This is a genomic window from Pantoea sp. DY-15, assembly GCF_019795935.1.
Taxonomy (GTDB): Bacteria; Pseudomonadota; Gammaproteobacteria; order Enterobacterales; family Enterobacteriaceae; genus Pantoea; species Pantoea leporis.
In genome coordinates this window covers 282,936-306,723 of record NZ_JAIMIF010000002.1, presented here as the reverse complement: position 1 = coordinate 306,723, position 23,788 = coordinate 282,936, and the positions used below count along the sequence as shown (strand labels likewise).

Annotated in this window: 21 protein-coding genes; 14 read left to right on the top strand and 7 right to left on the bottom strand. The window is 53.0% G+C overall.

The features are described 5' to 3' along the window. Positions 1-8: 8 nt before the first annotated feature. On the bottom strand, positions 9-281 hold the full coding sequence (locus K5Y32_RS10120; RefSeq protein ID WP_222183359.1) for a hypothetical protein: 273 nt from the start codon (positions 279-281) through the stop codon (positions 9-11). Between the two features lie 195 nt (positions 282-476). Here K5Y32_RS10120 and K5Y32_RS10115 point away from each other — a divergent pair, with 195 nt between their 5' ends. Beyond that, positions 477-953, top strand: a complete 477-nt coding sequence (locus tag K5Y32_RS10115; RefSeq protein ID WP_222183357.1) for a ferritin-like domain-containing protein — start codon at positions 477-479, stop codon at positions 951-953. Positions 954-1,106: 153 nt separating this feature from the next. Then, entirely contained in the window at positions 1,107-2,489 is a 1,383-nt protein-coding gene (clcA, locus tag K5Y32_RS10110; RefSeq protein WP_222183354.1) for a H(+)/Cl(-) exchange transporter ClcA, read from the top strand. Between the two features lie 108 nt (positions 2,490-2,597). Here clcA and ampR read toward each other — a convergent pair whose 3' ends face one another. Beyond that, positions 2,598-3,482, bottom strand: a complete 885-nt coding sequence (ampR, locus tag K5Y32_RS10105; RefSeq protein ID WP_222183352.1) for a LysR family transcriptional regulator AmpR — start codon at positions 3,480-3,482, stop codon at positions 2,598-2,600. 116 nt (positions 3,483-3,598) lie between these two features. On the opposite strand from ampR, the gene blaPSZ reads away from it, so the two are divergent. Together blaPSZ and K5Y32_RS10095 are read left to right on the top strand one after the other, a co-directional pair. Further along, a complete protein-coding gene (gene blaPSZ / locus K5Y32_RS10100; protein WP_222184277.1) occupies positions 3,599-4,732 on the top strand; it encodes a PSZ family class C beta-lactamase in 1,134 nt (377 codons plus the stop codon). A 65-nt stretch (positions 4,733-4,797) separates the two neighbouring features. Next, entirely contained in the window at positions 4,798-4,938 is a 141-nt protein-coding gene (locus K5Y32_RS10095; protein WP_167391175.1) for a hypothetical protein, read from the top strand. On the opposite strand, the gene K5Y32_RS10090 is transcribed toward K5Y32_RS10095, so the two are convergent. Beyond that, positions 4,925-6,037: an MFS transporter gene (locus tag K5Y32_RS10090; RefSeq protein WP_222183350.1), complete on the bottom strand. Its 1,113-nt coding sequence runs from the start codon at positions 6,035-6,037 to the stop codon at positions 4,925-4,927. The genes K5Y32_RS10095 and K5Y32_RS10090 overlap by 14 nt on opposite strands. Further along, positions 6,034-6,576: a TetR/AcrR family transcriptional regulator gene (locus tag K5Y32_RS10085; protein WP_137387367.1), complete on the bottom strand. Its 543-nt coding sequence runs from the start codon at positions 6,574-6,576 to the stop codon at positions 6,034-6,036. The genes K5Y32_RS10090 and K5Y32_RS10085 overlap by 4 nt, the downstream gene beginning before the upstream one ends. 175 nt (positions 6,577-6,751) lie before the next feature. Between K5Y32_RS10085 and K5Y32_RS10080 the strand changes: the two genes are divergently transcribed. The 6 genes from K5Y32_RS10080 to K5Y32_RS10055 all read left to right on the top strand — a co-directional run bounded on the left by K5Y32_RS10080 (position 6,752) and on the right by K5Y32_RS10055 (position 12,353). Beyond that, a complete protein-coding gene (locus tag K5Y32_RS10080) occupies positions 6,752-7,378 on the top strand; it encodes a response regulator (protein WP_110866872.1) in 627 nt (208 codons plus the stop codon). A gap of 29 nt (positions 7,379-7,407) precedes the next feature. Next, on the top strand, positions 7,408-7,788 hold the full coding sequence (locus K5Y32_RS10075; protein ID WP_222183348.1) for an Hpt domain-containing protein: 381 nt from the start codon (positions 7,408-7,410) through the stop codon (positions 7,786-7,788). 301 nt (positions 7,789-8,089) lie between these two features. After that, entirely contained in the window at positions 8,090-8,587 is a 498-nt protein-coding gene (locus K5Y32_RS10070) for a fimbrial protein (RefSeq protein ID WP_222184275.1), read from the top strand. 48 nt (positions 8,588-8,635) lie between these two features. After that, complete coding sequence (locus K5Y32_RS10065; RefSeq protein ID WP_192234836.1) at positions 8,636-9,340, top strand: molecular chaperone; 705 nt, start codon at positions 8,636-8,638, stop codon at positions 9,338-9,340. Between the two features lie 62 nt (positions 9,341-9,402). Further along, a complete protein-coding gene (locus K5Y32_RS10060) occupies positions 9,403-11,946 on the top strand; it encodes a fimbria/pilus outer membrane usher protein (RefSeq protein WP_222183346.1) in 2,544 nt (847 codons plus the stop codon). A gap of 113 nt (positions 11,947-12,059) precedes the next feature. Then, on the top strand, positions 12,060-12,353 hold the full coding sequence (locus tag K5Y32_RS10055; RefSeq protein WP_222183344.1) for a hypothetical protein: 294 nt from the start codon (positions 12,060-12,062) through the stop codon (positions 12,351-12,353). A 143-nt stretch (positions 12,354-12,496) separates the two neighbouring features. On the opposite strand, the gene K5Y32_RS10050 is transcribed toward K5Y32_RS10055, so the two are convergent. After that, positions 12,497-13,630, bottom strand: coding sequence for a fimbrial protein (locus K5Y32_RS10050; RefSeq protein ID WP_222183342.1), 1,134 nt, complete (start codon positions 13,628-13,630; stop codon positions 12,497-12,499). Positions 13,631-14,129: 499 nt separating this feature from the next. On the opposite strand from K5Y32_RS10050, the gene K5Y32_RS10045 reads away from it, so the two are divergent. Both K5Y32_RS10045 and K5Y32_RS10040 read left to right on the top strand, forming a co-directional pair. Beyond that, on the top strand, positions 14,130-14,759 hold the full coding sequence (locus K5Y32_RS10045) for a response regulator transcription factor (RefSeq protein ID WP_222183339.1): 630 nt from the start codon (positions 14,130-14,132) through the stop codon (positions 14,757-14,759). A 122-nt stretch (positions 14,760-14,881) separates the two neighbouring features. Continuing rightward, positions 14,882-18,385, top strand: coding sequence for a transporter substrate-binding domain-containing protein (locus tag K5Y32_RS10040; RefSeq protein ID WP_370635097.1), 3,504 nt, complete (start codon positions 14,882-14,884; stop codon positions 18,383-18,385). A gap of 4 nt (positions 18,386-18,389) precedes the next feature. Here K5Y32_RS10040 and K5Y32_RS10035 read toward each other — a convergent pair whose 3' ends face one another. After that, the gene (locus tag K5Y32_RS10035) at positions 18,390-21,230 is read right to left on the bottom strand and encodes a transporter substrate-binding domain-containing protein (RefSeq protein WP_222183335.1); all 2,841 of its coding nucleotides are present in this window, start codon (positions 21,228-21,230) and stop codon (positions 18,390-18,392) included. A 268-nt stretch (positions 21,231-21,498) separates the two neighbouring features. Here K5Y32_RS10035 and K5Y32_RS10030 point away from each other — a divergent pair, with 268 nt between their 5' ends. Further along, a complete protein-coding gene (locus K5Y32_RS10030; protein WP_222183334.1) occupies positions 21,499-22,194 on the top strand; it encodes a response regulator transcription factor in 696 nt (231 codons plus the stop codon). Positions 22,195-22,203: 9 nt separating this feature from the next. Here K5Y32_RS10030 and K5Y32_RS10025 read toward each other — a convergent pair whose 3' ends face one another. Next, positions 22,204-23,142: a MurR/RpiR family transcriptional regulator gene (locus K5Y32_RS10025; RefSeq protein WP_137387377.1), complete on the bottom strand. Its 939-nt coding sequence runs from the start codon at positions 23,140-23,142 to the stop codon at positions 22,204-22,206. A 288-nt stretch (positions 23,143-23,430) separates the two neighbouring features. On the opposite strand from K5Y32_RS10025, the gene K5Y32_RS10020 reads away from it, so the two are divergent. After that, on the top strand, positions 23,431-23,739 hold the full coding sequence (locus K5Y32_RS10020; protein ID WP_176972515.1) for a PTS sugar transporter subunit IIB: 309 nt from the start codon (positions 23,431-23,433) through the stop codon (positions 23,737-23,739). Positions 23,740-23,788 lie beyond the last annotated feature (49 nt).

Below are 23,788 nucleotides of genomic sequence, written 5' to 3'. Positions count from 1 at the left end.
AGATAATATTATCGCTCATATTCGATAAATGACCGCTGCGCTTCAGCCTGATCGACAAACTGAAAAGCCAGTGGATGTATTAATTCTTCATCACAATACCAGCAGTCATTAACACGTTTAAAAACGTCACCCTGATGAAAGGGTTGGGCTTTATCCAAACGCATAACGGCATATTTGCCATTATTGAAGGTAACTTCATAAAGAGAAATTAAACCGAGCGGCATTAATCTGCGTTCGTGAATAATTTCGCCGTTGAGTTCTGGCGGGGCTGGCTTTTTCATCACGTTCTCTCCGAATGACCTGTTTTAAGTCTGGCAACGATTCAAACAATATGGTGAGTTTATTTTCAGGCTTCGCTTGTGAATTATGTAATGTCCGCCATGATTAAGTCAGGCTTATGTGCCGGCGTAATTTCTTGTTCATTCTCGCCCATGGTTTTACCTACCTAATATCCTCTTCTACTAAAAGGCATTATTATGACGATTAAAACACTGCAAGATCTGTTTGTGCATGATCTCTCTGATATTTACAGCGCAGAAAAACAGATTACTAAAGCGTTACCAAAAATGATTCGCGCCGCCTCCGATCCTAATCTGGTCGCAGCTTTTAAACAGCACCTCGAAGAAACGCGCGGACAAATTGAACGTATTGATCAACTGGTTGAGCTCACGGAAGGCGTGCAGATTAAACGGATGAAATGTCATGCGCTGGAAGGTCTTGCTGAAGAGGCGCAGGAAATTATCGATGAAGTGGAGAAAGGGCCAGTTTGCGATGCGGGACTGATCGGTGCCGCGCAGAAGGTTGAGCACTACGAGATCGCCACCTACGGTACTTTGCGTGCGTTAGCCCTGAAACTGGATTATCAGGATGCCGCGAAGTTGTTGGGTGAAACGCTGGAAGAAGAAAAAGCCACCGACGAAAAACTGACGCTGATTGCTGAAGAGCAGGATTAATTCCCCGTGGAGGAGGCTAATGCAGCCAGCCTCTTCCAACCTGAAAAATCCGCTTGCGAATTCCTGGGTTAAAAATCACTTCATTCTCAGTATGCTAATCCCTCTTTTCTCAAACTAACGTTTGAACACTGTTCTGAAAACAGAGGGATTTGCATGCCTGCTAATCATCACTCCGCAGAGCCCAAAACGATTTTACGTGCCGGGCGCTTCATGCTGATGCAGAAACTATTACGCCGCGACAAAACGCCCGTCGCGCTGTTGCTGCTGGCCGCGCTGGTCGGTGTGTTAACCGGCCTGGTTGGCGTAGCCTTTGATAAAGCCGTGAATTTAGTGGTGCAGACGCGATTGAGCTGGCTCGCGGATGCCGGTGACAATCTGCTGGTGAAAATAGTCGGTGCGTTTTTCCTTTCGGCATTATTAGGCGCTATTGGCTATTTCCTGGTGCGACGTTATGCGCCAGAAGCGGGCGGATCGGGTATTCCTGAAATCGAAGGCGCGCTGGAGGAGCTCCGACCGGTGCGCTGGTGGCGCGTGCTGCCGGTGAAATTCATTGGTGGCATGGGCGCGTTAGGTTCAGGCATGGTGTTGGGTCGCGAAGGGCCAACCGTGCAACTGGGTGGCAATATCGGCGGCATGTGTGTCGATCTGTTCCGCGTTAAATCTTCTGAATCTCGCCACACGTTGCTGGCAACCGGCGCTGCCGCTGGTTTGTCGGCCGCTTTCAACGCGCCGCTTGCCGGCATTCTGTTTATTATCGAAGAGATGCGTCCGCAGTTTCGCTACAGCCTGATTTCCATCAAAGCGGTGTTTGTTGGCGTCATCGTTTCCAGCATTGTTTTCCGCGTGTGCAATGGTAATGAGGCGATCATCAATATTGGTCAACTGCAGGATGCGCCAACCAATACGCTGTGGCTTTATCTGCTGTTAGGCGTGTTATTTGGTGGCTGCGGCGTGGCGTTTAACCGCTTCATTTTCCTCGCGCAGGATCAGTTTCAGCGTTTGCACCAGGGTCGCATAGCGCCGTGGGTGATGTGGGGAAGTTTACTGGCTGGCGTGTGCGGCGTGATTGGTCTGGTGCTGCCACAAGCAATCAATGGCGGCATTGCCTTAATTCCTGATTTCTCCAGTGGCGGTTACAGCGCGCTGGCGCTCTTTGCTCTCTTCGCACTGCGCACAATCATTACCATCTGCTGTTTCTCCTCTGGCGCGCCAGGCGGTATTTTCGCCCCGATGCTGACGCTAGGCACGCTACTCGGTACCTGCTTCGGACAGCTCTGCATGCAATGGCTGCCGGGTTTACATCTGGAGCCGGCAACCTTTGCCGTGGCCGGTATGGGCGCGCTGTTTGCGGCCTCGGTGCGCGCGCCGCTGACCGGCATTGTGCTGGTGCTGGAGATGACCAACAATTATCAGCTGATTTTGCCGATGATCATTACCTGCCTCGGCGCGACGTTGGCTGCGCAGTTCTTCGGCGGCAAACCGCTGTACTCTTCAATTCTTGCGCGCACGCTGGCGAAGGCGAAACAGATAGCTTAATGCATGGCTTACGTGCGGGCGCTGACGCATCTGCTGCGGCGCGAGGACCACCGGACCAAAAGTGACTCCGGCCTGCGCATTCGCGCTACAAATCACGTGTTCGTTTAATTAATACGCACCGGGCAAAAAGGTATTCATCAACCAACCCGAAAACGCCGTCATCGCGGCGCCTTCTGGCCTCGATTGCAAACGCGTTAACCAGTAGCCGCCGAGATCGATTTCAGCAGGAAAAGGGCGCACCAGCTTCTCGCTTTGCAGCAGGTGATCGAAAATCCTCACCGGTGCCAGCGCAATCCCCGCACCCAACAATGCCGCTTCAATCATCGTCAGGGATGAGTCAAATATCATCACCGGATGCGCAGGCGATGGCGCATGTTCGTTAATGCTTTGCAGCCATTGGCTCCACTCATCACGCCGGAACGAGCGCAGCAGGGTAAATTTGTGCACGTCTGCAGGCTGCTGCAACTGCCGGGCAATGGGCGGATTACACAGCGGCGATAGCGGGGCAGGACAAATAAACTGCGCCTCGGTGCCGTGCCAGGCGCCGCTACCAAAGCGAATAGTGTAATCGTGGCCTTCGGCAGCCGGATCGACGCGATTGTTGTGGGTGGAGAGTTGCAGCTCAATGTGCGGATAGCCGCGGTTAAAATCCTCTAAGCGCGGCAACAGCAAACCGGTGGCAAAGCTTCCCACCACGCCGACTTTCAATTTCTCGCGCATCTGTCCGGATGAGAAACGATCCAGCGTATCGGCAATCCGATCGAAAGAGTCGTTGAGCACTGGCAACAGGCTTTCACCTTCTGTGGTCAGCATCAATCCGCGCGATACCCGCACAAACAGCTGGCAGCCGAGCTGCTGCTCCAGCGATTTTACCTGCTGGCTCACGGCGGCATGGGTTACGTGCAGCTCAATCGCCGCATTAGTAAAACTTAGATGACGTGCGGCGGCTTCGAAAGCTCTGAGGGCGTTAAGGGGAATATAGGGGCGAGTCATGCGCTTACCTGTAAGATTTTCTATTGTCTGACGCTAAAATTAACAGTTTGTTGCACCCTGTCAAATTGGGCAAACTGCCCGCGGAACAACAACCCGGAAGGTTAATAACAGTGAAATTGATTTCTCAAACATTGATAGCTACAGCGCTGACAGCGGCGTGCTCAATGACGTTCGCCGCGACGGCGGATGTGCAGGCAACCGTTGATCGGGCGATCAAACCGCTAATGCAGCAGCAATCGATTCCCGGCATGGCTGTGGCGGTGGTGGTTAAAGGCCAGCCCCACTATTTCACCTGGGGCATGGCGGATGTCAAACAGCAACGTCCGGTCACGCAAGACACGCTGTTTGAGCTGGGTTCGGTGAGTAAAACCTTCACCGGCGTGCTGGGTGGCATCGCGGTGAATAAAGGCGAAATTACGCTGAGCGATCCGGCCAGTAAATATTGGCCGGCACTGAATATGCCGCAGTGGCGCGACATCACGCTGCTGCAGCTGGCGACTTACACCGCTGGCGGCTTGCCGCTGCAGGTGCCAGATGACGTAACCAGTGAAAAGGCGCTGGCCAAGTTCTATCAACAGTGGCAACCGCAATGGACGCCGGGCAACACGCGTCAATATGCCAACAGCAGCATCGGCTTATTTGGCTGGCTGGCGACGAAACCCAGCGGGCTGACTTTTGAACAGGCAATGCAGCAGCGCGTATTCACGCCATTGCAGCTCAAGCACACCTTTATCACCGTGCCTGACGCCGCGAAAAATGCTTACGCATGGGGCTACCGCGAAGGCAAACCGGTGCGCGTGTCGCCGGGCATGCTAGATGCTGAAGCCTATGGCGTGAAGTCGTCGATTAAAGATATGGCGCGCTGGATGCAGGCCAATATGGATCCGCAGCAGGTTAACGATAAGCCGCTGCAGCAGGCGCTGGATTTCGCGCAAACGCGTTTCTATCGCACCGATGCGCTCTATCAAGGTTTGGGCTGGGAGATGCTGGATTGGCCCGCTCAGGCGGAGATGGCGGTGAAGGGCGCGGATAACAAGGTGGCGCTTGGGCCGCAGCCGGTGCGGGATGCCGAATCACATCCGCGTGTCAGCGCGTCGTGGGTGCATAAGACTGGCGCAACCGGTGGCTTCGGTGCTTATGTCGCCTTCATCCCGGAGAAACAGGTTGGCATTGTGATATTGGCGAACAAAAATTATCCCAATACCGAGCGGGTTAAAGCCGCGATGCAGATTCTGAAAGCGTTGCAGTAAGCGTATGGGGCGAACTCCTCGCCCCATCAACTACACTTAATGGGTGATCAATAAAGGAGCTTCAGATGAGCAATCACCCTAAAGATAAACGCGACGTGAATGATGAAAAGCATCCCGCCAAGGACAATCCCAGCGAACACGGTGAGATCCCCAGAACGCGCGATGACAGTGAAGACGACAAAAAAGATCCGTTTAACGACGAATAACAAACATCATTAGCAACGGCAGCGCGGCAAACAGCGTTAATGCGGTTGGCGCGCCTGTCAGCATAAAGAGTTGTCCAAACAGCAGCGATCCCATCACCTGACCCGCAGCCAACATAAAGAACAAGATGCCTACGCCAACGGCGGGGGCATTGTTGGTTGCTTCTGCGCCCCACACCAGCAACACGCCCGAGAGCGTAACATACGCCGCGCCACCCAGCGCCACGGCGGGAAACAGCCAGGCTGAATAGTGATGGCTGAACGCCAGTAGCAATAAGGGCACGGCAAGGCAGCATTGCGACAGCCAATAAACCCGCTTCATCCCCATCCATTTCGCCATCGGGCCGGTGAGCGCGCCGATAATGCCTGCTGCGCCAGCGATGAGCCACAACAGGCTAACCATGCGGTCGCTGACGTGAATGTGATGCAGCAGATCCGGGCCGAAGCTCCACCAAGCCGCGCTGGCGACGCCGCTGAACAGTGCAATGAAGATAAGGCGCTGCAGCGAGCGCTGCCGCAGGTGGCTTAACCAGGATTCACGTTGAGCGTTTTCATTGTGATTGGGTAGCTGGCGCCAAATCGGCACCAGGCAGATCATCGCCAGCGCGGCAAAAACCGTACAGGCGATGCGCCAACCGCCGGGCAGCCAGTACAAAATTGGCACTGACAACATAATGCCCATGCTGGTTCCGGCATTGATAACCGTGTTCATCGGCGGCTGTTGCTCAGCCTCAATACGCTGGCTGACTGCGCTCGCTAACGCAGGCGAGGCGAGACCGGCGCTCATGCCGGCGATAAACAATCCGACGCCGAGCATCCACGGCGATACCGCGCTCGCGATGATCAACAAACCCAACGCGGCACACAGCGCGGCAACCGCAGCAGGAAATCGCGGCCCGGCGCGGGCGGTCATCATCGGCGCGATCAACACCGCCACACAGTAAGCGGCAAAGCTACAGGCCGAAAGCACGCCAGAAACGCGCCGGGTAAAGGGGATGTCGTGCATCACCTCGGGCATCATCAAGCCCCAGGCGAAACGCGCCATACCGTAGGTCACCGCGATAAGTGCAAATCCGGTGATGCCGAGCGCCGTACCCTTCATGTCTGTTCACTGAACGCGATAAGCTGCAGCGCGGCGTTTTTACCGGCTTCGCACGCCTGCGCCGCGCCGATGATCAGCGCGGAAGTCAGCACACCTTCAAACAGCAGCCAAACCGCATCCGCTAGCGCGACATGCTGCTTGCCGAGCGCCTGCTGAATGGCGCGTGCAATGTAATCGCGCATCTTGTGGCGATAAGCCAGCGCCTGTTCGGCTAGCGCGGCATCTTCTCCGGCGTATTCGCCCCATGCCTTGAGAAACAAGCAGCCATTATTGCCATATTGCTGCATCCAGTCGGCCATCGCATCGAACATGTGGCTGACCGCTTGCGGATGGTCCGGCGATTGCAACGCGGCGAAGAAACGATCTTGTCGCGCCTCCAGCACTGCGGCCGTTAGCGCTTCACGCGAGGGGAAATAGCGATACAAGGTGCGCGTCGAGACATTCGCCTCGCTGCAAATGCGATCGGTGCTGATGGCGTGAAAGCCGTTGAGATAGAACAGCCGCTCAGCGGCATTAATGATGTCCAGTTTCTTTTTCATCCTTAAAAAGTAAACCGATCGTTTTACTTTTGCAAATTTGGCTTGTCATCCATTTCGCTCATTTTGTAGGACATTTCCCCGGAATTGGGAATATCGCACCGCTTATCTGATTGTTTTATTGGTAAGTTATTTTAAACTACATGGAACAACTCCTGTCGTCGTAGAAGAGGTGAAGATGGCGAGTATTTTGATAATTGATGATCATCCAGTCGCACGTCTTGCGGTTCGTTTTTTACTGGAAAAAGATGGGCATACGGTGGTAGCCGAAGCGGAAGAGGGCCACCAGGCGTTGAAAATGATCAACGAACATCATCCCGATCTCATCGTGCTTGACCTCGATATTCCTGGACTAAGCGGCATTGAGCTGATCGTGAAATTGCGCGCAGCGGAATATCGCGGTGGCATTCTGGTGTTAACCGCTCGCGATGATGACCACTATTTGAGTCGCTGTATGAGCACCGGGGCCGATGGTTTTGTCGGTAAGCGTAATAATCTGGAAGAGCTGGGTGATGCGGTGCGCGCCGTGATGCGCGGTTACGGCTACTTCCCACTGAAGCGCCGCGATAATAAAGGCACCAATAAAATGCCCGAAGCGGAAGTGGATGCGATTAAAAATCTCTCGAGCCGCGAATTTCAGGTTCTGCAGCATCTGGCGCGCGGTATGAAAGTGATCGATATCTCTGAGATCATGCACATCAGCAACAAAACTGTCAGTACTTACAAAACCCGCATCCTGACCAAACTGGCGCTGAGTTCTACACTCGAATTAATCGATTTCGCGCGTCGTCATCATCTCGATTAGTGTGCTGCGTTGCACAGAAAGAGGCTCTCTTGGCTAAATCTGCAAAATCCTTAGATTCACTACTTAGCCTGGAGCGCCTGCGCACGTTAACTGGCCACGATGAATCCCTGCTTTACGCCATGCTTGCCATGACACTAAAAAGTAATTCCACGGATTTAAACGTAGCTGCAGCGCTTTATGCCCGCGCGGATTGGGGTGAACTCGCCAAAAGCGTGCACCGTATTGCCGGAGCCGCGCAGATCACCGGCGCTCGTCGCGCTGAACATGCCTGTCGCCAGTTAGAAACAGCCTGCCTGCAATCTCCCCCTGACAACATCTTCTTAGCCAATCTGTGGTCGGAAGTCTCTCCAGCAATTGAAGAGATCAATGCCAGTATTGCTGATTACCTCGAGCAGCATTCTGCCCAATAAATCCTGACGCCCGCATCAATGCTTACATTGGACTACAGCGGCCTACAAAATGGACTACAAGAATTACAGCCTATCTTGACAAATGTAGGCCTCCGCTCTGATACCTGACATCCCCTGTAAACCGTAATCTTTACGCCATCAGACGGACACCTTCCCTTAAGCAACACCAGGTCTTCTTAAGGGTACTCAGTCTGAGGACCGGAGCGATTAGCCTCCACGTAAAAACGACAAACAGGGAATCATTCTCGTGAGCAAAACTACTCAATCTATTTTCGCTGCTTCCGCTTTGGCTCTGCTGGTGATGAGCGCGTCGTCTCAAGCTGCGTCAACCGGCACCATCACCTTCAACGGCGAACTGACAGCCAGCACCTGTGACGTTATCGTTGACGGCCAGACGGCAGATGCCACTGTCGTGCTGCCAACGGTATCAACTAATCAGCTGACAAACGCTGCTCAAGTTGCGGGTCGTACTGGTTTCAACATGGCGCTGACCAACTGTACTGGCACGCTGCAAACTGCTTCAGCGTTCTTCGAAGCGGGCGCGACGGTTGACACCGTTAATGGCCGTCTGAAGAACACCTCTGCAGGTGGCGCAACTAACGTCAGCTTGCAGTTGCTGGATGGCGCTAACTCAAGTGTGATTCAGGCGGGTAACCAGAATCAGATCACCCAAAATACTTACGCCAGCGTCGCGAGTGGCAGCGCAACTCTGCCGTACGCCGTGCAGTATTACGCTGAAGGTGCGACTACCGCGGGTCTGGTTAAAAGCAGCGTCGTTTACTCGATTATGTACAAGTAATCGCAGTCAGGTGGGAGCAATCCCACCTTTCTATCTCAGGATTCACACATGAACATCTCCATCAGAAAAACCCTTCCTTTTTTCGCTCTGTTTTGCACCGCGTTAATTAGCAGCCAGGCTTTGGCCAGCATCGTCATTACTGGGACGCGCGTTATTTATCATCAGGATGACAAAGAAGTCTCCGTGCAACTGAAAAACGTGGGAGCTTCACCCGTGTTGATCCAAAGCTGGGTTGATAACGGAGATGCCAATGCGACGCCTGAGAACATTCAAACGCCTTACATCATCACGCCACCGGTGAACCGTGTTGATGCAGGGAAAGGGCAGACTTTACGTTTGTCTTTAAGCAATTCTGGCGCGTTTGCCCACGATCGTGAATCAGTGTCATGGCTAAACGTGCTGGAGATTCCGGCTAAAACCAAAGACAAGGCGGAACTTAATACCTTACAGATGGCGTTCCGCACCCGTATCAAACTGTTTTATCGTCCAGCAGGACTGAAGGGCGATGCGAATGAAGCGGTGAAATCGCTGAATTGGTCTGTGAGTAATGGCCAGCTGAAAGCCAGCAATCCAACGCCTTACAACGTCTCGCTAGTGACGGTTACGGTGAATGGACGCACGATTGACGGTGAAATGGTGCCGCCACTCTCCTCGTTGACTTTCAAAATCAGCGCCAGCGCAGGTGCCAACGTCAGCGGCGACTACGTTAACGATTTCGGGGCCGTTCAGCCTTTTACCGCTGCCATTAAATAACTTCTCTCTTGAATCTCTATCTCCTATAGCCGGCATGTCAGGACGTGCCGGAAGGCACGCTTATGACTTTTACCAGAGAATCTTCAATGCCACTGCGTTACACCTTATTAGCGAGCGCGGTGTTTACCGCGTTATTAAGTGGCGCACATCAAGCCTTTGCCGCTGAAGAGGCGGAGTTTGACGCCAGTTTTTTACAGGTCAGCAAAGGGGGAGCCATCGATCTGACGCGCTTTAACCAGGGCGCATCGGCTACACCGGGCACCTATCGCACGTTGGTGTACGTTAATGAACACTTGATTGCCAATCAGGATATCAACTTCCGCGAGATGGCAGATAAGCAAGTTCGCGCCTGCATACCTTCATCATTGCTGAAAAAGATCCCGTTTAATGCCTCGGCGCTGCCAGCGTCGGCTGCGGATCTGCTCACGAGTGAAAAGGATTGCAGCGATTTAACGTCTGTATTGCCGGACGCCAGCGTGAGCTACGACAGCAACCAGTTGCGTCTCGACATCTCCATTCCGCAAATCTATCTGAATAAGGTGCCACAGGATTACGTTGATCCAGCGTTATGGGATGAAGGGATCCCGGCCTTCATGTTGGGATACTCGACCAATGCCTACACCAGCCGCTCGGCGGGACAGGTGTATAAATCCTTCTTTGGCGGCGTGAACGCAGGGTTGAACATCGGCGGTTGGTACCTGCGTCACAACGGCAACTACAACTGGCAGCAACAAGGCGGCAGCGGTTATCAGTCGCTTAATACCTATGTGCAGCATGATGTAGTGCCATTGCGTGGACGCGTTGTCGTCGGGCAATCAAATACCAGCGGTGTGATTTTCGATACGCTGCCGTTCAGTGGCGTTCAACTGGCCAGCGACGAGCGCATGTTGCCGGAATCTCAGCGCGGCTATGCGCCGGAAATTCGCGGTATCGCGCGCACCAACGCACGCGTAACGGTTAGTCAGCAAGGTCAGGTGATTTATGAAACCACCGTGTCGCCGGGCGAGTTCCTAATCAACGATCTTTATCCTACCGGCTACGGTGGCGATCTCGAGGTAACGGTGATCGAAGCGGATGGCAGTAAAAGCAGTTTCCGCGTGCCTTATGCAGCGGTAGCGCAATTGCTGCGCCCAGGAACATCCCGCTATGACGTGACGGCGGGTAAATTGCGTGCCGACTACATTCGTGATGACGTCGCGCTCTATCAGGGCACCTGGCAATATGGCTTAACTAACAATGTTACCGGTTACGCAGGATTGCAGGCGAGCCAGAATTATTACGCGCTGCAAGGCGGAACGGCGTTAGGTACCCCGCTGGGTGCTTTTGCTTTTGATATTACGCAGGCGCGCACCCATCTGCGCAGTGTTGATGAGCAGCAAGATGCCAGCATAACCGGGCAAAGTTACCGTATTAGCTACAGCAAAGCAGTGCCGGAAAGCGGCAGTAATCTGTCAATCGCTGCTTACCGCTTCTCAACGTCCGGCTATATGGATTTTATGACAGCGATGCAAAGCCGTGATGTGCTACAGCGTGGCGCTAGCCTGGATTCCGTATATCGTGCCAAAAATCGTTTCTCGGTCACCGCCGGACAAACGCTGCCGGATGTATGGGGAAATGTCTACCTCAGTGGCTCGGTGCAGGATTACTGGAATCGTGAAGGTAATGAAAAACAGTTCCAGCTTGGCTATAACAATCGCACCGGTTCCGTGTCATGGGGCATTTCCGTCAACCGTAGCTACAGCAGCTATGGCAGTTCACAAAACAGTTACTTGCTGAGTTTCAGTATGCCGCTGGGTAGTGATAATCAACGCCATACGCCGCTATTCCGCACTGAACTTTCACATGACAATGATGGTCGTTGGGGGCAACTCGCCTCGATTGCCGGTACGGCGGGAGATAATAACCAGTTCAGCTATGGCGCAACGGCGCGTCACGCTGCGGCAGGTGATGGCAGCAGCGGCTCGCTCAATGGACAATATCGCGCCAGTGCTACTAACCTCAGCGGTTCATTGAGTACGGGTAAAGGTTACCAGAGCGGTTCTGTGGGACTTAACGGTACGATCGTGGCACACAGCGGTGGTGTAACCTTGAGCCCGTACACCGGCGATACCTATGCACTGGTGGAAGCCAAAGGTGCGCAGGGCGCGAGCGTGTCGTCCTATCCGGGCGTGTTTGTCGATAACAGCGGATATGCGCTGGTACCTTATCTCAATCCCTATCAGATGAATGAGATCGTGGTGGATCCCAAAGGCACGTCAGCTGGCGTGGAGCTTGAGAACACCTCTTCACGCGTCGCACCTTATTCAGGTGCGGTGGTGAAAGTGAAATACAAGGCGCACCGTGGTCTGCCAATACTGATTTCCGCGACTTGGCAAGGCAAACCTTTACCGTTTGGCGCCGATGTGCTGGACAGCAAAGGCAAGCAGGTGGGTTCCGTGGGTCAGGCTGGACAGGCATACGCCTTGGTGGAACAAGAGCAGGGCACATTGACGGTGCGCTGGGGTAATAATGCAAATCAATCGTGTCAGTTACCCTATAAACGCATGCCTGAAGCAAAAAACAGCAAACCTGCACTGCAATCCTTTAATGCGGTTTGTGGTGGCTAAATGTCAAGTGCCTGATGGAGCAACTCCGCCGGGCAGTTAAACATCGCTAAAAATTTTAGTTTTGCCCAATCTGGCCGATTATTAAGGTGTCATTCTTGATAAGAGGCCACAACATGACTCCCCGCAACGCCATCCTGTTTGCCTTTCTCACCAGCTTATATTCAGCCAATGTGCCAGCTTCGGGCAGCACGCTTCATTTTCAGGGTTATTTAAAAGAAGAGACGTGCGAGATAACCTTGCAGCAAAAAAATGTTAAGACCCATTGTCCCAGAACCACTCAACCGCGTATTTCAGCAATTCACTCTGATGTCCGATTCAAGGCTTTGCCTAGTCATCAAGGCAGTATGAAGTTAGTGTGGATTGATAATACAAAGCAGAAAGGAATTATTACGACGACCTATCGTTGAGTATTGCAGGTGAATGGAACGCGATTGACTGCGACCTAACCAAAACGGTTGGTTTGCGCGTTTCCTACTAACATGATGGGATTCAGATATAAAAATGGGAATAAGGTATACAACCTTATTCCCGCTCATTTAACAATGCTTAATCAGTAATAGCTTATATTGAAAATCACTTTACCATTTGCAACACCAGGTGAAACGGTGCCGCCTGTTTTGATATAGCGTGCGGAGAAAGGCAGTAAAACCGTCCCCACCGCGTTACTGGCCATATTTTTATCGAGCGTCTGGTTGAGATTGACCGGTGCAGGTGAAACCTTTCCGTCGGCAATTTGAATACCTATACCTTGTGCGGAATCAGCACTGTTGTCCAGACTCATAATGCCCTGAGCGGCGTCAATGACCCCATTACTCGGTGTGAATCTAATCTTGATACTGTTCGTCACCCAGGTTCCTGCGGCAAATCCGCTGCCAGTATGATAAGTAGGCGGTGCGCTGGGATTGGAATAATTACCCTGAAATGCTGGGCAGTTAGTCAATCGAATATCGAATGGCACCCATGAGGTGGCATTGGCTTTGCCTGTACCAAACCAGCTATTGATTTCCCATTTGCCCATGTTGACGTTGACATCGGGTGTGGTGCAACTGGCAGCGATCACATTCAGACTGCCGGAGAAGTTAAGTCGATAGGGCGTATCAGGAATATTTACTACAGGCGTAACAGATCCGGTGGTCAATAAAACGGTTGGCAACTGTGCACCATTAACTGTACCTGCACTCATTGGGCCGGTCTTAATAAAATGAAGAGTAAATGAGTTACCATAATAAAAATGATAGGCTGTATTTCCCACAGGCGTCGTCCACTTTTTTACCGCTGAAGTGGTAATGGCTTGATTGGCGGTAGTACCGTCATTATTGACAATGGCGACACCAAGACCGGGAACACCTGTTTGAAATACTGCGCCCGCATAATTTCCAGTCCAGCCCGGAACTAATGCCGGTGCATTGGTCAGGCTAAGATACTGGTCAATACTGAACCCATTTGATGTTCCTTCAGGACGACAAACTAACCAAGGTTGTTTACCTGTACTGCCTATCACCTTAAGGGTATGCACTGTCGAGCCAACCGGAACGTCAGCGCCAACGGAAATATTCGCAACTGAAAGCGGAACAGTTAAATTTACCGGGCCAGAACCGGGATCATAATCACAGCGATCTGCCCAAGCCAATTGGCTTGTGGTATTAATCAGTGAAAATAATATAGCGACAATAATTTTCTTCATGACAAACTCGAATTCACGCGTTTAGTGGAATGTGCTAAAGGCAAAGTTAGGGATTGGACGTCATTTTAATAATTGTTTTACCGGCACTCCATCAGAGTGGAATCGCAATTATGTAAGGCATTTCGTACAAACAGCGTTAGCGAGATTTTTATCTACTTTGAAAAAATAGTGTTCTGCTTATTCACAGGTCACGCCTCTCATCCTTATGCACCGTTCTGCAACGAGCGTATCAGAAAAAAGCTATGCCACGACTCACATCCATCTTCCCGCTGGGTAAAAATTCTCTGAGTCCTACAATTTGGTAAAATGTGTTGTTAAGTTATATTGTTACAGCAGGACGAGTAGGATCGGATTGGCGCAAAACTGCTGAAAAGCTCAGGGTCAGGAATAGGAAGCATAAGTAATTTCCTACAGACCATTCTGTTAAAACCGGATAGTGTAATCCGCCCTGGGAACTCATTGATAACCCGCTCAGCGTAGTCATCAGGATCTCATTTCTATGAAAAAAGTAATCATTGTTGATGACCATCCGGTTATCCGATTTGCCGTAAAAATGTTGCTGGAACGCAATGAGATGGAAGTGGTGGCCGAAACCAATAACGGTGTCGACGCTATTCAGAAAACACGGGAATGTTTGCCAGATTTAGTGCTGCTGGATATTGGCCTGCCAAAGATTGATGGTTTCCAGGTGCTGGAGCGGCTGCGCACTCTGAATCTGCGGCTAAAAATCCTGGTGCTGACGTCGCAGTCCAGCAGTCATTTCGCCCAGCGCTGTAAACAGGCGGGCGCCGATGGCTTTGTCACCAAATCCGATGATATGAGCGAGTTATTAGACGCCATCAAAATGGTGATGCGCGGCTACAGCTTTTTCCCGCAATCAACACATTCATCGCTGGATTCAACCTACAGCGATCAGGATGACGCCGGATTGTTAGAACAACTTTCCGATCGTGAACTGAGCGTATTAATCAGCATCGGTAAGGGCATGGGTAATAAACAGATTGGCGAACAATTGCTGCTGAGTGAAAAAACGATCAGCACTTATAAACATCGCCTAAAGCAGAAGCTCAATGCGCAGTCGCTGATCGATCTAATCGATTTTGCCCGTCGTAACAACCTGATCAAATAGCCGGTGCTATGCGTACGCTTTGCTGCATTTTCCTGATATTGCTCTGTGCCGCGCGAGTTCCTGTGCAGGCGAAAGAGTTCCATTTACTGACTCGCGCCTCATTTGAGGGGCTCAAACCGCTAGTGCTTTCGACGGAAGACCGTCATCTGCTGCAGGATAAAAAGCAGTTAGCAATGGGCATTTTTCCCAGCGAGTCACCGCCTTATGGCATGACTAACATGCGGGACGAATATGAAGGATTGAGCGCCGACTATGCTGGACTGGTAGCTAAACAGCTCGGCTTAACGCTGCACATTGAGCAATATGCGTCGCTGGAGCAAGCACTCAATGCGTTGAAAAGTGGCAAGATCGATTTGGTGCCGTCGCTCACTGCGCGGCAGGATGAGATCCCGCTGCTTTTTTCTGATCCTTATGCCAGCGAACAACCGGTTCTCGGCATGCGCGCCAACGATAACGACCCTTTGCCCGGCGATCTCCACAATATTGATGTTGCCGTGGTGAAGACCTATCTACCTTTAAGCCTGCTGCGTCAGGCTTATCCGCACGCTAATTTCCGCATGTATGAAAATTATCAGGATGCGCTGAGCGCCGTCTCCTTTGGAACCGCGCGTGTCTATCTGGGCAACAGTTTTTCCCTCAGCCGTAACTTTTTAAATAATTTGCGCATGGTCCGCTTTAGCCAGCTGCCGCAGAAGATGATCAGTTTTGCGTTTTCCGAGCAGGCGACAGAACTTCAAACGCTGGTGAATCGTGCAATCAGTAACGTGCCGCGGGAAGAGAAAAACGAACTGTTGCGTATTTGGCAGCCCGACATGGTGGGGATGAACCAGTCGCTGAATACCCCACCTTTCACCGCTGAGGAACGTAAATGGATGTTGGCGCATCCGGTAATAAAAATGGTGATGTTCAGCCAGGACAAAGCCGCGCCGATGACCATTATCGATCAGAGTGGCGCGCTGCGTGGCATGGTGAGCGACCTCATCACGCTGGTGACATTAAAAACCGGCTTGCGCTTCAGTTTTGAAACCGTGGATACCTCCCAAGAGTTGGTAAACCGTGTCAACAGCGCCGATTTTGATATGTTCGCCTCGCTGACACCCAGCGCTCAGCGCGAACAGCAAATCCTGTTTACCCGACCTTATCTGCGTAGCACCTTTGCGTTGACTACGCGCGTGGGTAACAACGATATTCATTCGTTGCCCGATCTGCGCGGCAAGCGGCTGGCGATGGTCGCCAACACCAGCGTCGAAAATATGGTGCATGCGCGTTATCCTGAAATCGAGATTGTGCCGGTACAGAACATCACAGAAATGATGGCGAAGGTGGAAAAGGGCCAGGCCGATGCGGGCGTCGATATTCTGGTGATGGTGGATTATCAGATCAAAACTCACTTCCAGAATAAGTTAAAGATGGTCAGCGCGATTGGCAGTTCGCCCGCGTGGGTTTCGTTTGGTGTTGGACGCGCCGATCCCGAACTGCGCAGCATTCTCGATAAAGTGCTGCTGAGCATTCCGCCGGTGGAGATTGAGGAGCTGGCTAACCGCTGGCGGCCCAGCGACCTGATTGTTTACGACAGCTTCTGGCAGCGCTATCAGGGGGTGCTGATCGCCAGCATCATCTTCTTTGTATTGCTCATGTTGATGGTGATCGGCTGGGCGCTGTATCAGCGACAAATTATCCGCCGAAAAGCCGAGCTGCGGCGTGAACTGCATGTTCAGCTGGCACAGTTACAAGCGTTGGTGACCAGCATGCCGTTCCCGGTTTCACTGCGCGACAAAGATGGTCGTTTAACCTACTGCAACCAGCGCTATTTAGTGGAAACCGGTGTGATTTATGAAGAGGCGTTGGGCAAAACCATGCCCGAACATCCCGGCTTACGCACGCCAGAGCAGGCGGCGTTTTATCACAATCAGCTGATTGATGTGGTAAAAACTGGCGTTCCGATCGTCGAAGATCGCCGTTACGACTTGTGGGACAACCCGGATTCTTCGATTGGCGTCACCGTTTATCAGTGGATTCAGCCGTTTAACGACAGCGATGGCAACGTGGTCGGTGTTATCGCCGGTTGGATGGACATCTCCGAGCGTGAAGCGCTGTTTGCCGAACTGCGCGAAGCCAAAGAGCGGGCGGAAGATTCCAGCCGCGCTAAATCGGTGTTCCTCTCGACCATGAGCCATGAAATCCGTACGCCAATGAATGCGATTATCGGCATGCTGGATATGGCGCTGAAAAAAGGGCGCAGCGGCGAGCAGGATTTGCAGGCTTTGGAAGTGGCGTACGAGTCGGCAGAAAGTCTGGTAGGTCTGATTGGCGATATCCTCGATATCTCGCGCATTGAGGGCGGCCAGCTGGAATATCATCCGGAAGCGGTGCATCCCGGCAAGCTGATCGACAACCTGATGAAGGTGTTTCAGGGGCTGGCGATCGACAAAAATATTACCCTGACAAAGCACATCCCTGAAGAAGGTCTTGAGCAGGTGCTGGCCGATCCCCTACGCATCAAGCAGGTGCTTTCTAATCTGTTAAGCAATGCGATCAAATTCACCGATCAGGGCGGCGTCTCGCTGACGCTCACCCAGCAGAAAGATGTCGCCGCAGGCCGCGTTTATCTGGTCATCGAAGTGCAGGACAGCGGCATTGGCATTGATGAAAAACAGCAGGCCGCGCTGTTTAAACCCTTCAGCCAGGCCGATAACCGCCGCGCGGGAACCGGGTTGGGACTTTATATCAGCCGTACCATCTGTGAAAAAATGGGCGGTACGCTCACGCTGAGCAGCGAAAAAGGCGTAGGCACCTGCGCCCGCGCCACCTTAATGCTGCCGATGGCGGAGAGTCAGAGCATCACATTGGAAGACCAAGCCGAAGAGGGCGAAAAACTGCCGCTTCGTTCAGTGCTGGTGGTGGACGATAACGCCGCAAACCGCATTCTGCTGGCGAAACAGTTGAGCTGGTTGGGCCAGCATGCAGATTTAGCCGCCGATGGTCACGAAGCGCTGCAGATGTGGCAGCGTGGCAATTACGATGTGGTGATCACCGACTGCAACATGCCGGGGCTCAACGGTTATCAGATGACCGAGATCATTCGTGAATCGGAAGGAGATTTAGGGCGTGAACCGATTTGGATCATGGGCTTTACCGCGAATGCCATGCATGTGGTAATCAAACGCTGCCTGGAAGCCGGCATGAACAGCTGTCTGTTTAAACCCTGCTCGATCAGCAGCCTGGCGGCCGCACTGCGCGCGATTGGTGCAGAACAATCTCCAGCGGACGTCACCGTGCCTGCAGCGCCAGAGAGTAGCGATGTTGATCGCCAGATGGAAGCGGCCATGCGCGATTTAATGGTTGCCACGCTGGCGGAAGATTTGGCGCAGTTAGACGATTTCAACCTCGACCATCATCGTGCTGAAATTGCCGATCTGGTACATCGCATCGCGGGCAGCGTGCGTATCGCCCGCCAGCATCGGTTGGCTGATGCCTGTCTGCAACTGGAGATTGCCTGCCGCGATCCACAGCAGCAAAGCGACGAATTGCAGCCACGTTTGAGTGAGCTGGTTACGCGGTTGGCAGCTTATCAGGCGCAGCTGGAGAGTGCAGCGGTTCTGAGTGATATCGCCGAAGAGGAGTGAAGGGTTAAAAGCCGGCGCGCTGGGCGGAATCTGTGGTTTCCTTTGTGCACAGACAATTCGACAGAATTTCACGTAACTCTGTTGGCGTAATCGGCTTGGTCAGGCAGCCATCAATGCCTGCGTTGCGGCAATCTTCGGCGGCATCAAAACTGCTCATCGCTGTTAAAGCGTAGATGGGTGTTGCTGCCAGCTGCTGGTTTTTCTCCTGTTGCCGAATCGCAAGGCTCATGGCAAAACCGTCCATCTGCGGCATGGTGCAGTCGGTAATGATTAATCCAATCTCATGCTGATGTTGCTGCCAAAGCGTCAGACCTTGCTGGCCATCTAACGCGCTCAGTACCTCGCAGCCCGCCTTTTGCAACTGCTGGCTCAGTAACAGGCGAGCGGGGGGATAATCGTCAACAATTAGCACTTTAAGGGTGGGCTGTGCCGTAGCGCGCGGTGCAGCTGGCGATGCGTTTACCGGTGCCGCAGAGAAGTGCAAGCTTACGCTGTTGCTTTCACCGGCAACGCTGTTGACTTTGAGCTGCGCACCGGCGTCCTGCGCCATACGCTGGCAGGCGGCCAGGCTAAAGCCGGTTTCCGCCCAGGCGCGCGTATCGTCAGCGCCTTGCAAGCTTTCCCAGCGCTCGGCCAGCAAGCCGTCGCTCTGATTGCTAACCGCGATCGCCAGCGGTAAATAGCCATTAGGTTCCTCCGTTTCACACCACAGCGTCACCGTGATATCGCCTTGCTGAGTGTGTTGAATGGCATTACGTAACAGGCTGGAGGTGATCCGAATGATCAGCAGCGGATCGAACTCCACGCGCGGCGCAAGGGGATCGAGCGTAACATGCAGGTGCAAACCTTTCTCCTCAGCTTGCTGCTGAAATAGCGCCACCGTACTGCTCAGTAATGAAGGCAGGTTCACCACGCGGATGCGGCTCTGTTCATCACGCGCTTCGGCGCGGAAAATATCAAACACATCGCCGGTGATGGAGAGCAGCGAGCAGGCGGATTCATACACCGTTTGCAAATTTTCATTGTGCTGATGCTGGCTGTGTAATCGCTCCAGCTCTAACTCCAGCAGGCCGGTAATGGCGTTGAGCGGGGTGCGAATTTCGTGGCCCATGCTCTTCATAAACGCGTTACGCGCCGCGAGCACCCGATCATTTTCTGCTTTGGCTTCCTGCAGTTGACGAATCAAAGTTTGATTACTGTTGAGACGTTCACGCAGGGCCTTTAGCGACTGGCACAATCGACCAATCCACCAGCCTACCAACAGGAACAACAGTAACCCCAGCAACAGGGTGATCGCGATTAAGGTGGGGGAAAACGCGCGTGCTGATTTCTGATCCGGCGCCAGGAGTGTGTCACGCCAGGAACTGGCCATACTCATCAGCCTATCGGGAGGCGTTTGTTGTAGCGCTTTGTTGAGAATACTGAGAGCAGGTGAGTCTGCTCGTTGAGCGGCAAAGCCCACGCTGTAAGGTTTTACCGGCAGCGAAAGCGACTGGTGTAGACGGTGGAATGGGTTGCGCTTCAGCTGATACTGTACCGAGAATTGCGATCCAATCGCGCCGTGCGCCTCGCCGTTGTTGACCAGCACCAGCGCCTGCTGGAGCGTGTCGGTGACGATCAGTTGCAACGTGGGATACCAGGTTTCCAGCCACGGAATCAGCGGATTATTCTGCTGAATAGCAATTCTTTCGCCCTCCAGCTCGTGCAGTGAAGCAGGCTGAAGGGTGTTGCGTTGCATCACCAGCACCGCTGGCGTCACCAGCCAGGGCTCACTTTGCGTCATCGACAGATCGGCGGCTTCCGGTTCCCCCGGTATCGTTAGGCTGCTGGCCAGCACCGCCTGCGGATATTTCACCCAGAGCGCGGTCAGCTGTGCATCGTCTTCAGCCATTTGATAGTTGAACTGTAAGCCGAAGCGGTCGCTGATGTGCCGCAGCACATCGACCGCCAGTCCAGAGGGTTCACCTTGCTGGCTGATATAACTGATAGGTTCGCGACGACCATCGAGCAATACAGTGATGGCCGGATTTTGCTGGCTCCATGTCAGCTCTTCCGGCGAGAGTGATAACGCGGGATGACCGATCACCGCTTCACGATCCATGCCCCAGCCTTGTGCAATGCGCAAACGGCTTACCAGCGGCAGATGAGTGAGCACATTATTGATGGCGCTTAGCAATTGCGGTTCGGCAGCCGGCACGCCAAAAGTGAGCCGGAACTCGCCGAGTGAAGGATGCGGCAGCAGCCACAGATTGTCGAGTTGATTATTACGCTGAAGATAGCTGGCGGTAGCATGGCTAAAACCGGCGGCAGCGGATTGACCAAAGGCGATGGAATTGATCGCCTGATAGTAATCTTCAAACGCTTCCGGCGAAGGACTGATATCTGGCAGCGTTTGACTATCCAGCATGAGTAACGGCAGCTTACCGCGCGGCGCTTGCTGTCCGGCGCGCGTGACGATCACCGCTCGGTCGTTTAGCCATGGCAATGAAGCATGCACCGACATGTGCGGCGAGAGATCGGGTGTCCAGATCGCCAGCATGTCGACTTTTTTATGATTCATCGCGCGAATCGCCTCTTCACGGCTGCGATAGTGAGTCAGCTCAAAATGTACCTGTAGCGTCGATTCGAGCAGCGCCAGGTAATCTGCGTCAATGCCCGCCAACTGTCCACGCTCCATGCCCAAGCTAACCGGCGGTTGTGACGCGCCCCAGACGCCGACGCGCACCACGGGATGCGTTAGCAGCCACGCGCGAACATTCGCGGCAAAGGTCACCGGCGGCGGATTGACTTCAATGCGCGGGGCCAGCGTCAGCACGTTTCCTTGCGCATGTGGCAGCCCTGGCATGAAAACCAGCGTCAGGAGAGCAAGCAAGAGGTAAAAAAGCAGTCCGTTTTTCATCGTCACATAACCGGTAATGTTTCTACCTTGATTTTGACGTAATACTGCATGGAATCAGCCAGGCCAGGTCTTGGTTTTTAGTAGTAAGTGTATGAAAAATAATATAAGTATTTTCCTACGCGCGCCTAAGCATTCAGCGCTTCAGAAAAGTCCCGGTAATGCCTATGCTGGGCCAAACCGTATCAATATGAGTTTCAGGTTACCGAGGTGGCAGATGGCCGTGTTTCACGCGAACAAAATTAAGGTGGTGATGCTGGATGATCATCCCATGATGCGCCTCTCATTCGAAGTTGCTGCCACACGTGAACCCGATATCAACATGCTGGCGACATTTGGCACCAGCAAAGCGCTGTTGGCCTGGCTTGGGCAGAACAGTGCCGACGTATTGGTGCTGGATTACATTCTGGGTAACGACCAGTTAGATGGCTTATCGCTAATTAAACACATCCGGATGCATCATCCGCAGTTGAAAATTTTGCTCTCAACGTCGATGGAAAGTGTTGCGGTAATTCGTGCGGCTCTGCATCTGGGCATTAAAGGCTACATCACTAAACGTGAAGAGACCCCGGCTTACTTTGCGGCAATCCGTAATATTGCTGCTGGCAAGCGCTCGCTGCCGGATGACATCGCCAGCCAGCTAAGCCAATTGCCAGGCCGTAAGCGGGATCGTCCTATTTTGCAGGAAGATTCGAACGAGGTTTCGCGTGTTTCACAGCTGAGTAAATTGCTCACGGCGCGTGAAGCGGAAGTGATTCGCTGTTTTATTGATGGCATGCAAGTGTTCGAAATCGCTGCAAAACTCAATCGCAGCCGCAAAACCATCAGCGCTCATAAGCAGACCGGCATGAAAAAACTCGGCATCGCGTCGGATTTGGAGCTGTTTAAATATCGTGGCGATCTGTTTCAGTAACCGCTGTGCTTAAAGCGCCGCTTCCAGCCGATCCAGCGCAAACAAAATGCCGTAACGGCGCGCGTGTTGCGCTTCCGGCAGCGGCAGCCAAATATCGGCCTGATTGGCGAGATCTAATGTCTTCGCACAAAGCGCAATCACCGGCGTTTTTTGAATGTGCGCATGGTGTACTGCGCTAAGCACGTGGCTGTTAACCGTATCAGGCGCGAGAATCAGCAACAGATCGTCCGGTTGCAAACGGCTCAGCGTCATGCTCAGCAGGTTGTCATCCTGAATCCACGCGCTGGCCAGTCCGGCGTTTTGCAGGCGCTGATGGACGTCCGCCACCAGCGTAGTTTGCAGCCCCGATGCGCCAATCAGCAGTACGCTTCGGGCTTTACGCAACATCTCTGCGGCACGTTGCCAGGTCGCCGCTTCCGCTTGACCATATTGCTGGGTTAACGCTTGAGTAATAGCCTCAATCGGCGCAATCGCGTGAGGGGGTTGTCTCTGTGGCGCGCGCGCCAGCCGCATACGCAAATCGCGGATATCCTCGCAACCCAGCGAACGCGCAAAGCGGGTGATGGTGGCGGCGCTGACTTCTGCGCGGCCGGCAAGTTGCTCGATGGTGGCGGAAGCGGCAAAAGCAGTGTCGCTGAGAATCGCTTCGGCAACGCGTTTCTCCTGCTGACTCAGCGACGATTGCCGCTGGCGGATGACATCGATAAATTCAACATCCTGCTGCTGACCGGCTTTCCGCACCTGATGGAGAAAATCATCGAGATCCTGACAGCCCGCCGAGGTGGCAAAGCGTCTTAGCACATCCGGACTCACACCAGCCTGTGTAGCCAGACTCTCCATGGTGACGTGTACATTGGCGTGCAGGTTCGCCAGAATAAAACGCGCCAGCCTCGATTCCTGCGCATCCGCGCGCTCCGACTGCTGTCGTAATTGCCAGACAATATCCATTAGCTCATCACATCCTCAGTAGCGAAGGTCCATCATGCATGAAATTATTTTTCATGTTGAGTTTTTTTTCATCTCATCGCGGGGTGTTAGCGCCGTTTGTTGGGCTTTTTACTGTTAAATTACGGTTAAGATCACACTCATGAAAAATATTTTCATGACGATTTTAATCGTATCCATCTGACTTGTATCAATAAATTATCTGTCCATCAGAAAATCCTCTGCCCGCAACCACTTTACAGCGTCTCTGAGACAGGTCTTAAATGACCGGGACAAATCACAGGAGAAGAAATTATGCGCATCGTACTTTGCTGTGCTGCAGGCATGTCTACCAGCATGCTGGTGAGCAAAATGCAGCACGCCGCTGCAGGTCGCGGTCTGGAGATCGACATCAAAGCCGTGCCGGTGGCGGAATTCGAACGCATCCTGCCGGATGCCGATGTGGTTCTGCTCGGCCCGCAAGTGCAGTTCGAAGCGGCCCGTCTTACCGCCATTGCCGCGCCGCAGGGCAAATCTGTCGCCGTCATCGACATGATGGATTACGGCATGATGCGTGGCGAACAGGTGCTCGATAAAGCGCTGGCATTACACGCCTCCTAAACGTCCTTTTTAACCCATCCGAATGACATTACACGGCTTTGTGCTGTGG